At 61.1% G+C, this 12,277-nt stretch carries 11 protein-coding genes; 5 read left to right on the forward strand and 6 right to left on the reverse strand.

Translation table 11 applies throughout. The features are described 5' to 3' along the window. Positions 1-166 precede the first annotated feature (166 nt). Both BLW69_RS09170 and BLW69_RS09175 read left to right on the forward strand, forming a co-directional pair. Positions 167-1,444 (forward strand): nucleotide sugar dehydrogenase, encoded by a 1,278-nt coding sequence (locus BLW69_RS09170; protein WP_092662443.1) that lies wholly within the window; start codon positions 167-169, stop codon positions 1,442-1,444. Between the two features lie 43 nt (positions 1,445-1,487). Beyond that, entirely contained in the window at positions 1,488-1,970 is a 483-nt protein-coding gene (locus tag BLW69_RS09175; RefSeq protein ID WP_092661542.1) for a class I SAM-dependent methyltransferase, read from the forward strand. 198 nt (positions 1,971-2,168) lie between these two features. Here the strand turns inward: BLW69_RS09175 and BLW69_RS09180 are convergent, their stop codons facing one another. The 5 genes from BLW69_RS09180 to BLW69_RS09200 form a co-directional block, all read right to left on the reverse strand. Beyond that, on the reverse strand, positions 2,169-2,621 hold the full coding sequence (locus BLW69_RS09180) for a cyclic nucleotide-binding domain-containing protein (RefSeq protein ID WP_062454806.1): 453 nt from the start codon (positions 2,619-2,621) through the stop codon (positions 2,169-2,171). A 39-nt stretch (positions 2,622-2,660) separates the two neighbouring features. Then, complete coding sequence (locus BLW69_RS09185; RefSeq protein WP_092661544.1) at positions 2,661-5,390, reverse strand: ABC transporter transmembrane domain-containing protein; 2,730 nt, start codon at positions 5,388-5,390, stop codon at positions 2,661-2,663. Between the two features lie 223 nt (positions 5,391-5,613). Then, positions 5,614-7,122: a sulfate adenylyltransferase subunit CysN gene (gene cysN / locus BLW69_RS09190; protein WP_092661546.1), complete on the reverse strand. Its 1,509-nt coding sequence runs from the start codon at positions 7,120-7,122 to the stop codon at positions 5,614-5,616. A gap of 1 nt (position 7,123) precedes the next feature. Continuing rightward, positions 7,124-8,077 (reverse strand): sulfate adenylyltransferase subunit CysD, encoded by a 954-nt coding sequence (gene cysD / locus BLW69_RS09195; RefSeq protein ID WP_062453550.1) that lies wholly within the window; start codon positions 8,075-8,077, stop codon positions 7,124-7,126. Positions 8,078-8,146: 69 nt separating this feature from the next. Then, positions 8,147-8,953: a phosphoadenylyl-sulfate reductase gene (locus tag BLW69_RS09200; protein ID WP_092661548.1), complete on the reverse strand. Its 807-nt coding sequence runs from the start codon at positions 8,951-8,953 to the stop codon at positions 8,147-8,149. 359 nt (positions 8,954-9,312) lie between these two features. Here BLW69_RS09200 and BLW69_RS09205 point away from each other — a divergent pair, with 359 nt between their 5' ends. Next, positions 9,313-9,798 carry an RrF2 family transcriptional regulator gene (locus tag BLW69_RS09205; protein ID WP_062579533.1) on the forward strand — a complete coding sequence of 162 codons (486 nt, stop codon included), beginning with the start codon at positions 9,313-9,315 and terminating at the stop codon, positions 9,796-9,798. Positions 9,799-9,800: 2 nt separating this feature from the next. Here the strand turns inward: BLW69_RS09205 and BLW69_RS09210 are convergent, their stop codons facing one another. Then, positions 9,801-10,010, reverse strand: a complete 210-nt coding sequence (locus tag BLW69_RS09210; RefSeq protein WP_092661550.1) for a hypothetical protein — start codon at positions 10,008-10,010, stop codon at positions 9,801-9,803. 317 nt (positions 10,011-10,327) lie between these two features. On the opposite strand from BLW69_RS09210, the gene BLW69_RS09215 reads away from it, so the two are divergent. Beyond that, entirely contained in the window at positions 10,328-11,362 is a 1,035-nt protein-coding gene (locus BLW69_RS09215) for a sulfate ABC transporter substrate-binding protein (protein WP_092661552.1), read from the forward strand. 12 nt (positions 11,363-11,374) lie between these two features. Continuing rightward, positions 11,375-12,232 carry a sulfate ABC transporter permease subunit CysT gene (gene cysT, locus BLW69_RS09220; protein ID WP_092661554.1) on the forward strand — a complete coding sequence of 286 codons (858 nt, stop codon included), beginning with the start codon at positions 11,375-11,377 and terminating at the stop codon, positions 12,230-12,232. Positions 12,233-12,277: the final 45 nt, after the last annotated feature.

The raw sequence follows: 12,277 nt of genomic DNA on the forward strand, positions 1-12,277 counted from the left end.
GGGATAGCATCCGTCACGCCAGCGTGAAAAGCCCGATCTCTTGACAGAGCCAGTCGTTGGGCTCACCTGATGGCTTCCCAGTTCGAATGCCTCCGGAGTGCCATCCTTGAACCAGCAATCGCCACAGGCGACGGATCTTTTGTCCGCCATCGAAGACAAGCGCGCAATGATCGGCGTCATCGGCCTCGGCTATGTCGGCCTGCCGCTCGCCATGACGGTCGCCCGCGCCGGCTTCAAGGTCACCGGTTTCGACATTGATCCGTCCAAGATGACCGCGATCGAAGCGGGCAAGAGCTATATCGAGGCGGTGCCCGACGACGTGCTTTCCGCCGAGCGCGATGCCGGCCGTTTTGCAGCGACGACCGATTTCGCACGCCTTGCCGAATGCGACGTGATCGCCATCTGCGTGCCGACGCCGCTTACCCGTCACCGCGAGCCGGACCTCTCCTACGTCGCAAAAACCTGCGAGCAGATCGCCGGCACCCTGCGGAAGGGCCAGCTCGTCGTGCTCGAATCCACCACCTATCCCGGCACGACCGAAGAGGTGATGAAGCCGATCCTCGAAAAGACCGGGCTGGTTGCGGGCGAGGATTTCTTCCTCGGCTATTCGCCGGAACGGGAAGACCCCGGCAACCGCGATTTCCAGACCTCGACCATTCCGAAGGTTGTTGCCGGCGATGGCGAAGCGGCGTCTGCCATGGTCTCCGCCTTTTACGGCGCCGTCGTCGAAACCATCGTTCCGGTCTCCGGCACCCGCACCGCGGAAGCGGTCAAGCTCACGGAAAACGTCTTCCGCGCCGTCAATATCGCGCTCGTGAACGAGTTGAAGATCGTCTACGAGCGCATGGGCATCGACGTCTGGGAAGTCATCGCCGCCGCCAAGACCAAGCCGTTCGGCTACATGCCCTTCTATCCGGGCCCGGGCCTCGGCGGTCACTGCATTCCGATCGATCCGTTCTACCTCACCTGGAAATCGCGCGAATACGACCAGCCGACCCGCTTCATCGAACTCGCCGGCGAGATCAACACGGCAATGCCGCGCTATGTCGTCGACCGGCTGGCCGAAGCGCTCGACCGCATGCTCGGCAAGGCGCTCAGCCGTTCGCGGGTTCTCATCCTCGGTCTCGCCTACAAGAAGAACGTGCCCGATATCCGCGAAAGCCCGTCGCTGCGGCTGATGGAACTGCTTCTGGAACGCGGTGCCGACGTGGCCTATCACGACCCTTACGTCTCCGAAGTGCCGCGCACCCGCGAATACGGTCACCTGATGGGCCGCAAGTCCGTCGCGCTCGATCAACTCGGCGATTTCGATGCCGTCGTCATCGCCACCGATCATGACAGCTTCGACTACCAGGCGATTGCCGATGACGCGCCGCTGGTCGTCGATACCCGCAATGCGATGGCCAATCGCGGCATCACGTCGCAAACCATCGTCAAGGCGTAACCGTGCCCTATCTCAACGCTTGATCGCCGGAAAAGGGAAAGCAATGAGCAGACTGGACAGCTTCATCAACCGGATGACCGCGCAGCGCGACATCCTCAATCACATCAAGAACGATCTCGGCCTGCCGGCTTCGGGTGATGTCTACGAGGTCGGCATCGGCAACGGCCGCACCTATAGCCATCTGCGCGAGCTGTTCGCCGACCGCCGCATCCTCGCCTTCGACCGCTCCAACGGCGCCCACCGCACTGAAGCACCGTCCGAAAACGACGTCGTGCTGGGAGAGATCAAGGATACCGGCCAGGAATATGTCGGCAAGAACGCTGCCCTCGTGCATGCGGACATCGGCACCGGCTATCCGGATGCGGATGCGAGAACCTTGCAGTGGTTGCCGCAAATGGCGGCTGGCATGCTCGCGTCGGGCGCCTATGCCGTCAGCGGCCTGCCGCTCGACCACCCCGATCTTGAAGAACTGCCGTGCCTGCCCAGTGTGGAGGAGGGCCGCTATTTCTATTATCGCAAGCGATAAACAGGCCGTGAAACGGGCGTGAGGACCAGCGCCACGCCCGTGTTCCGCCACAAAATCAGGTCAGAGAAAACCTGTCGTCAGCATCGCTGACCGAGTGTCCAAGGCGCGCAAATGGCATCGTTTGCGCGCTCAAAGACCAGCGGATGAGCCGGGGGAAAGGCTGTGGATAACCTGTGGATAACGGCCGATGACGGGCAATCAGGCGTGCTGACGGTCCCGGCGCATGTCGTCCATGCGGGCACCACGGATCGTTTCGGCGAGCGTCCGGCTGATTTCCATGCTCATGCGCGGATTGTCGGAGATCACCTTGAAGAAGGCATCCTTGGTAATGCGCAGAACATCGACCTCAGTCACGGCCCGTGCTGTTACGGCCTGCGAGCAATTGGAGAGAAGGCACATCTCGCCGATAATGGAATTGCACCCGGCCTCGCCGATCTTTGTCTCGGAATTCGCCGAACCGCTGATCATGTCGACCTTTCCGCACAGGATTACGTAGGCAGCATCGCTGCTGTCGCCCTGTGAGAAAATATCCTGCCCCGGTTCGTAGAGAACGCGGTCGGAGGTAAAGGCAAGCAGCTTAAGTTTGCACGGATCGACCCGGCAAAAATAAGGAACTTTCTTCAGCAACTGCACTTCATCGTTGAGCAACATGGTTTCCACCATTTGGTCATCTTGTTGGCGGCTGCGATATTATGCCACCAACGATTTAAAAATACCACTCTTTGTATCCAGAGCCTCAAAAGAGTCGTCTTCGGCCACGGATCCCTTGTCGAATACGATAACACGATGAAACAATCGTGACAGGGCAGTATTCGACAAAACCCACGCCACAGAAGGATTATTGTCCTGCTGAGCGAGGAAGTGAAGCACATTCTTAACAATTTCTTCCTGAGCCCTCCGATCGAGGCCCGGAAGGGGCTTGTTGAAGATGTAATAATTGGAGCGCCGCACCAGCGCTCGGGCAAGGCTCAGCTTGTGGCGCTGGACCAGTGTCAGTCGCCGGCCGCTGGCGCCCATGTCGTAGTCCAGCCCGATGCCGATAAAGCTTTCATAGAGACCCATTTCGCGCAGCAGCTTGCCTGCCACGTTGCGGATCTTGGTCGGCGCGTCGGCGTTGCGTTGCGACAGCTTGCCGAACAGGATGTTTTCGCGAAGCGTCGCCGAGCCCATGTATTTGTGCGGATCGTAGCGCTCGATCCGGCTGCGCAGCGATGCCGGCAGGTTGGCATAGAAGATGTCGCGCGTGGCAACGATCTGGTTCATGATCTCGGCGGTCAGGACGCCGAAGCGGTAGCGTGGCTCGATATAGTAGAGGCTGAGCTTGACCACCGCGCGCCGGTCGTCCTCGCTGGGCTTGAAGTCCCGGCGGCTGCGCTTGCGCTTCAAAAGCTGCTCGTAGAACGCGATATCGTCGGTGGTGATATGCTCGAGCTGCTGGAACAGCGGATGTTCCGGCGGCAGGCCCTGGAAGATTTCCGACAGGTTTTCTGCGATCGAAAGTCCCATGTCGTAGAACAGGTCGAACAGATTGGCCGTCTTCAACACTTCGAAGACATACTCTCCCTCGGCCAGTTCCATATCCAGTTCCGCCGACTGGCGCGTCGCCGCAAACAGCAGGTTTTCCCGCACCGTCGCTTCGGTGTTGTAGGCGCTGAAATCGAAATAGGAGACGAGATTGCCAAGCCCCTGACTGGCGAGTTCCTCGCGCAGGGCAAACCGCATCTCGACGACACGACCGGTCAGTTCCTCGTGTTCGGCCGGGTCGAGATAGGAATGCAAGGCCAGTTCCATCACGTCGGCTGTCAGCTGCACCGCGTCGAGAGCCCTCAAGACCGACTGCTTGACATCGTCTTCGCCGCCTTCCGATACGGAGGTGGATCGACGGTCGATCCAGTCGACGGACGGATCGTGCGTCGTGTTTCCGGCGCGTTCGGCTTCGCTCATCTTCCAGCGCCGCCGAAGCTTCTTGTGTTTGGGCTCGTCTGCGGAATTCTCCTGCACGGCCGGCGCGTGCTTGAGACCGTAGAGAAGATTGTCCTTGAGCGTCCCGTGGAAAAAGTAGCTGTCGGCCGACGCATAGGAGACCTGACGCCCGGTCACCGCTTCCGGCAGTTCCAGAAGGTCGACCTCGCCCAGCATCACGCGGCCCGATGCCGGCCAGGTGATGCGGCCGAACGCTTCCGCCGTCGCTTCGGCGCCGATGCCGGCATTGTCGATCATCGCCACCAGCTCGCCGGGCTCGATCTTGAGCGTCACGTTTTCGGCGATATGAGCGCCGCTGCCATCGACGATGGTGAGGTTCAGAGCGGCAAGCGGAGACGGCGTATGGTCCGGCACATCGTGGGCGAGCGCATGCAGCGTCGGCGCGATCAGCACGCCCGGCTCGAACTGTTCGCGCACCTGTTCGTATTTTACCTGCACGTCCTGGCGCGCCTGGTCCCAGTCGATCAGTTCCTTGAGCGGGCCCGGCAGGTCCTTGTAGGCGTTGATGACGGCCACCAGCTGGCCGACGTCGAGCGTGCCGCGCAAGGCAAAATAACCGCCGATCGAATAGAAGAGAAACGGCGTCAGCTGCGACAGGAAATTGTTGACGAACTTGACGATGAATTTCCACCGATAGAGGTCGTAGCGGATCTGGAAGATCTGCCCCAGCCGGTCGGAAATATCGGCACGCTCGTAATTGCTGGTGTCGTAGCTGTGGATCGTGTCCATGCCCTCGACGATCTCGCCCACCTTGCCCGCCAGATGCCGGGCGGTGATTTGCCGCTGACGGCCGAGATCGATCAGACGGCGGCGCATCTTCGGAATAATGCCAACCTGGATCGCCACCATGAAGGCCGCGATCAGCCCGAGCCACAGGTTCTGCAAGAGAATGAAGGTGAGGGCGGCGATCGCCTGTCCACCCAGCATGGCCGGCTGCACGAAAGCGTCACCGGTAAAGCCGCCGAAAGGCTCCACCTCGTCCTTGACCATGCTGGAGACTTCCGCACCGCGGATCTGCCGCATCGTGCTTGGCGGAAAGCGCAGAAGACGGTCCACCAGCTCGTAGCGGATACGGCGCAGCAGCCGTTCGCCCAGCCGTCCCTTGTAGGTGTTGATGTAGAACTTGAACAACCCGTTGACGATGACGAGCAGCAGGAACACGCCCGAAAGCGCCATCAGCGTCGCCAGCCGGTTGAGCTCGAAGCCTTCGAAACCGAAGGACCACTGCGTCAAAGGAATGGTGAACTGGAACGCGAGAAAGGGCCGGGTTGCGGCCGCCATTTCGAACCCTTCGCCCTGGATCGGCCCGTTGATGATCTGCTTGGGAAGGTCGAACGCAAGGAAGTACGGAATCATCGAAATCAGAACGATCGCGAGAACCCATAACTGCTGCGGTCGCGTATGATTCCAGATATAACGAAGTAGATGTTTTTCCATCGGCAACGGATCTCAGTTCCCGAGGCTGGATTGCACAGCGCGCCTCCCGGAAGGGTGAAGGGAGGCATGATATAGGTGGATCCGCCGCTTGTGCAAACGTCTCGTGCACGATGCTGCTTGATTAGGCGATTGGTTCGCCGCCAAGTGTGGCAAACCTGCCGGGATAGCGAAGGGCCGGGTTCTGCACCCCGGCCCTTCGGTGTTTGAAAATTCCTGTTTTAAATCAACGGTCTTTGTCGCCCGATGTCAGGATTTCGGCAGCTTCCGCGCCGCTCACCCTGCGGATCTCCACGTCGTCGCGGCGGGCGGCAAACGCGTCGGTTGCCATCAGCAGTTCGGCAAGATCGGCAGGCAGGGAGAGAATCACGCGGTCGCCCTGCACTGGCTCGCCACGGCGAATGCCGCCGAGTTCGCCGCGCTTGGCCGTGATCATGCCGCCGGCGACCGTATTCAGCGTATCCGGGTCGATCAGGATGAAGGCACCGGTCGAGCGGTTCTGCTCATAGGTGTCGAACACCGCCTGCTCTTCGAAAGACAGGCGCACCTTGCCGATCGCGTTCATGTCTAGGCCGGACGCATGCGGAGCCCAACTGCCCGACTGCAGGTCGAGCTGCGAGATCGGCTCCACCGCCACGCGCTGGCGGCGCGAACCGCTTTTCAGCCAGTAGCGCTTGCCGGGCTCGATGCCGCCAGGCTGCAACGCCACCATCTGCGCCTCGAAGTTGAGGCCGGTCATGGGCTGGCCGTCGAGCGAGGCGATCACGTCGCCGCGCGCGACATCCACCTGTCGGTCGAGCACCAGCGTGATCGCGTCGCCAGCGACGGCAGCGTTCCGCACGAGGTCGAAGGTGACGATCTGTTTGACGTTGGCGATCGTGCCAGACGGCAGGATGACGACGCTGTCGCCCGGCTTGATCGAGCCGCCCGCAACCGTGCCCTGATAGCCGCGAAAGCTTTCGCCGGGACGCGAGACACGCTGGACGGGAAGGCGAAAGCCACCGGTCTGCGTGGAGCGTGTCGTTGCCAGTTCCAAAGCGTCGACCAGCGTCGGGCCTTCATACCACGGCATCGTGGACGTTGCGGGATAGACGACGTTTTCGCCCTTCAGCGCCGACATCGGGATCGCCGTGATCTGGCGAACGCCGAGCGACAGCGCGAATTCGCGGAATTCATGGCTGATGCGGTCGAAGATCTCGCGGTCGTAGTTCACGAGGTCGAACTTGTTGACCGCGAGAACGAACTGCCGGATGCCCATCAAGGATGCGATCGTCGCATGCCTACGGGTCTGTTCCAGAAGCCCGACGCGGGCGTCCGCAAGCAGAATGGCGAGATCGGCCGTCGAGGCGCCGGTTGCCATGTTGCGGGTATACTGCTCGTGGCCGGGCGTGTCGGCCACGATGAACGAACGCTTCTCGGTCGAGAAATAGCGATAGGCGACGTCGATCGTGATGCCCTGTTCGCGCTCGGCCTGGAGACCGTCGAGAAGCAGCGCGAAGTCCGGCAGGCCGAGATCGTTCTGGCCGCCGCTATCGCGGGCAAGCGTCGCCGCCTGGTCTTCCTTGACGGCCTTCGTATCCCACAGCAGCCGGCCGATCAGGGTCGACTTGCCGTCATCGACGGAGCCGCAGGTGATCAGCCGCAGCGGCCGTACGTCACGGGTGATCTTGGCAGCGGATTCCGCGAAGGGCAGAATGGTGGCCGAAGCGGCGGTGGATGTTGCGGTCACGCTCATCTCAGAAATATCCTTCACGCTTCTTCTTTTCCATCGAGCCGGACTGGTCGCGGTCGATGGCGCGGCCCTGGCGTTCGGAAACCGTGGCGATTTCCAGTTCGGCGATGACTTCTTCGAGGTTGGAGGCCGTTGAGCGGATCGCGCCGGTCAGCGGGAAGCAGCCGAGTGTGCGAAACCGGATCGAGCCATGCTTTATCTCTTCGCCGGGAAGCAGTTCCAGCCGCTCGTCTTCGGCAAGGATCATCATTCCGTCGCGCTCCACGTAAGGGCGCTCGGCAGCATAGTAGAGCGGCACCAGCGGAATGTTTTCCGCCTGGATGTAGCGCCAGATATCCACTTCGGTCCAGTTCGACAGCGGGAAGGCGCGCACGCTTTCTCCCTTGCGGATCATGCCGTTATAGACGTTCCAAAGTTCCGGCCGCTGGTTGCGCGGATCCCATTTATGGTCCGGCGTGCGGAACGAATAGATCCGTTCCTTGGCGCGGCTTGCTTCCTCGTCGCGTCGCGCGCCGCCGAAGGCCGCGTCGTAACCGCCGGCATCCAGCGCCTGCCTCAGCGCCTCGGTCTTCATCACGTCGGTATAGAAGGACGAACCATGGGTGAACGGCGTGATGTTTTCTTGCCTGCCGCGGACATTGCTGTGGACCACGAGGTCGAGATCGTAGTCCTCTGCGACCTTGTCGCGGAACGCGATCATTTCCTTGAACTTCCACGTCGTGTCCACGTGCAGAAGCGGGAAGGGCACGCGACCCGGGAAGAAGGCCTTGCGGGCGAGATGCAGCAGGACGGAGGAATCCTTGCCGATCGAATAGAGCATGACCGGGTTTTCGAATTCGGCCGCCACCTCCCGGAAGATGTGGATCGCTTCGTTTTCGAGTGCCTTGAGATGAGGATCAAGCGGCGGGCGGGAAACGGGCGGGTTCTTGATTTCCGTTTCCTGTACTGACAGGGGCATTTCAGTCTCCGGTATTCTTAAAGACACAACATAGATGGCAAGGGTGGCAGGCGCTGCGATCCGGACGGATCATCCGATGGCGCTTGCCCCTTGAATGGTGGAGGAGCGGGCCGCGGGGTCTTCGGAGGCCTGCGCGTCAGACGCGTGACTTTCCGAAACATGCAGACCGCATTCTCGCTTCTCGTCGTTTTCCCACCACCAGCGGCCGGCCCGTTCGGGCTCGCCCGGCTTGATGGCGCGGGTACAGGGCTCGCAGCCGATCGACGGATAGCCGCGGGCGTGCAGCGGATTGATCGGGATATGTTCGGCCGCGACATGCGCGTTGATGCGGTCGATGTCCCAGTCCGCCAGCGGATTGATCTTGATCAGGTTGCGCTCGGCGTCGAATTCGGCAAACGGCGTCGTCGCCCGGTTGCCGGACTGTCCGCGGCGAAGCCCGGTGATCCAGATCTCGGCGCCGGACAGCGCTTGCGCGAGCGGCACCAGCTTCCTCACACGACAGCAGGCGTGGCGGGCTTCGACGCTGTCATAGAAACCATTGATGCCGTAGGTCTCGACAAACGCATCGACATCGTCCTTATCAGGGTAGAACCTGATGATCTCGAGATCGTAGCGCGCTTCAGTCTCGGCGATCAGGTCGACGGTTTCGCGAAACAGCCGGCCGGTCTCCAGCGTCGATACCTCGATCGGCAGACGATGCGTGCCGATCGCAGCTGTTATCACCTGATCCTCGATCCCGAGCGACGTGGTGAACACGGCGCGGCCGAGCCCTGCCACAAGCGACAGACGGCCGGCAAGGTCGAGGCCTGCAAGGCGAGTATCGAGATTTGCTGCAAGTGCCTGATGGTCAAGCCTTGCCACGTCCTGAAAGGTCATCGGTCATCTTCCGTAAGCAATGGCAAGATTATTGTCGGACCCGTTGCGGAAAGACAGGAAAAGCCGTTTCAACCTTCGGACTGCGGGAGCAAATATCTCTCCAAAGCTCCGCCTACACAGAAAACCCGACGCCTTAACTAAATGTGAGCCTTTTTTGCCCGCCAATGCGGCCATTGGTTTGTAATTTCTTGCCATTTGCGCTATCCCAGGACCAGGTTTTGCATCGCGGTACAGCCGCATGCCGATCCGCTCTCCCTGAATGCCGGTAACGGCTTCATCGTGGATGCCCAGAGGAAAAATAAGCGGCGACGTGAGACCGATTTCGGCCTTGCGGCGGCGCTGCTGTTAGTGGTCGCGGTATGATATCCCAGAAGGCGAAATATGCGTTGAGAGCCCTGACGGCCTTGGCGCAGGCGGATCCTGAAGAACCGATGCTGATCTCCGAGATCGCGGTTCAGCAGAGCATTCCGAAGAAGTTTCTGGAGCAGATCCTGCTCGACCTCAAACGTTCGGGGATCGTCGTGTCGCGGCGCGGCAAGCAGGGCGGCTATCTTCTCCTGCGGCCCGCCGACGCCATCACCTTCGGGGAAGTGCTGCGTCTGGTCGATGGCCCGATTGCCCCTCTGCCTTGCCTCTCCCAGACCGCCTACCGCAAATGCGATGATTGCGACGGCGAACACCTCTGCGAAATCCGCCACGTCTTCGCCCGCGTTGCTGACGCCACCCGCGACGTGCTGTTCAGCACCACCATCGCCGATGCGGTGGAAGGGGCAGGGGTCGAAGTGGCCGCAGCGGACACTGACGCTGCCGACGCCGGACAGGTGCGCGAACTGCTGTCGGCCTGAGCCTAGTTTTCGCCCTGCTGCTCGCCTCGGGTCTTCACGTCGACAAGGGGATCGAAATCCACGCCTTGCGTCTTTCCGTCCGGCGATTTGAGAACCAGTTCCCCATCGCCGCAAGAAGCCCGACCCAGCCGGCGTTCGTCACGTCTGTCATCGAGCCTTGCGCGGACGTCATCCGGAAGCTCACCGCGCAGGTCTCGCCAGTCAACGCTCATCGGATTCCTCCCTGCAGCCACGCGTCAAACCGGGCATCGGCCTTTGCGAACATCTGACAAGCCATCATCTCCTGCTCTCAGGACGTAATCAAACGAATATTGCCTTACCTCTCACGCGCCAAACCCGACCAACTTCCCGGATTGCCTTACCCCGTCCTCCGCTTTTCCCAACGCTGCCGTTTCGCCGCTTGGCCCTGAAGGAGCGCGCCTTTGTCGCCGCAGCCCACCAAAGGGAAACAGTTTTGCCTTGGTTTCGCCGTCGATTGACTAAGACGACCGGCTCGGTAGAGTTTGTGAAGATCACAGGGGAGGCATTCATGCTGAATTTTACCGATGGGATATCGAAGCGGCTTCTGGCACTGGCGCTCGGCGTGACGCTGGCCGCCGGCAGCGTGGCGCCGGCTTTTTCAGCCACCCAGCTCCTCAACGTGTCCTATGACCCGACGCGCGAGCTCTACAAGGATTTCAACGCCGCCTTTGCCAAGCACTGGAAGGCAGAAGGTGGCGATGATGTCGCCATCCGCCAGTCGCATGGCGGCTCCGGCGCGCAGGCCCGCTCCGTCATCGATGGTCTGGGTGCCGATGTCGTGACGCTGGCGCTGGAAAGCGATATCAACGCCATCCAGAAGGCCGGCAAGATCAAGGAAAACTGGCGTTCCCGCCTGCCGAACAATTCCTCGCCCTACACGTCGACGATCGTCTTCCTGGTGCGCAAGGGCAATCCGAAGGGCATCAAGAACTGGGGCGATCTGGTCAAGGGCGACGTCTCGATCGTCACCCCGAACCCGAAGACGTCGGGCGGCGCCCGCTGGAACTATCTGGCAGCCTGGGCCTGGGCCAATGAAGAATTCAAGGGCGACCAGGACAAGATCAAGGCTTATATCGCCGATCTCTACAAGCGCGCGCCTGTCCTCGATACCGGCGCCCGCGGCTCGACGGTGACGTTCGCACAGCGCCAGATCGGCGACGTGCTGCTTGCCTGGGAAAACGAGGCCTATCTCGCCGGCGAGGAATTCGGCAAGGACGCTTTCGACATCGTTGTGCCGCCGATCTCGATCCTCGCAGAGCCGCCGGTTGCGGTGGTAGACGCGACGGTCGATGAAAAGGGCACCCGCAAGGTCGCCGAAGCCTATCTTCAGTATCTCTATTCCGACGAAGGCCAGAACATCGCGGCCAAGCACTTCTATCGTCCGTCCAGGCGCGATGTGGTAAAGCCTGAATTGCTGAAACAGCTGCCGGATATCAAGCTCGTCACCATCGACGACCCGATCTTCGGCGGTTGGAAAAAGGCGCAGCCGGAACATTTCGGCGATGGCGGCATCTTCGACCAGATCTACAAGCCGGGCAAATAAGTCGGAACCGACATGACCTCATCCACCGCTGCCACGTCGGCACGGTGGCGGGTAAAACAGCCGAGCATCATCCCGGGTTTCGGGTTGACGCTCGGCTTTTCGCTCGCCTACCTGTCGCTCATCATCCTCATTCCGATCGCAGGCCTGCTCTGGCGCACGGCCGAGCTCGGCTGGTCAGGCTTCTTCGCCATCCTCTCGGATCAAAGAACGATCCGGGCTCTCACCGTTTCCTTCGGCACGGCCTTTGCGGCCGCTCTCGTCAATGTCGTCTTCGGCACGCTGCTTGCCTGGGTGCTGACCCGCTACCGGTTTCCCGGTCGCCGGTTGATCGATGCCATGGTGGACCTGCCGTTTGCCCTGCCGACGGCCGTCGCCGGTATCGCATTCGCCTCGCTCTATGCGCCGAATGGCTGGATCGGTTCGCTGTTCATGCCGTTCCGCATCGCTTTTACGCCCTATGGCATCGTCATCGCGCTCATCTTCATCGGTCTTCCCTTCGTCGTGCGCACCGTGCAGCCGATCATGGAAGAGATCGATCGCGAGGTGGAGGAGGCGGCAGCAACGCTCGGCGCCAACCGGTTCCAGACCATATTCCAGGTTCTGCTGCCGGGCTTGGCGCCCGCCATCCTCACCGGCTTCGCACTCGCCTTTGCCCGCGGTGTTGGCGAATACGGCTCGGTCATCTTCATCGCCGGCAACATTCCCTACGTCTCGGAAATCGCGCCGCTTCTGATCGTCATCCGGCTGGAAGAGTTCAACTACGCCGGCGCCACCGCAATCGCCACGATCATGCTGCTGATCTCGTTTGCCATGCTGCTGGTGATCAACCTCATCCAGGCCTGGAGCCGCAGGAGGTATGGCTATGTTTGATATGGTTAATCTCTACTCGGCGGCTGCCCCTCACCCTAACCCTCT

This window comes from Rhizobium sp. NFR12 (assembly GCF_900108545.1).
Taxonomy (GTDB): Bacteria; Pseudomonadota; Alphaproteobacteria; order Rhizobiales; family Rhizobiaceae; genus Neorhizobium; species Neorhizobium soli.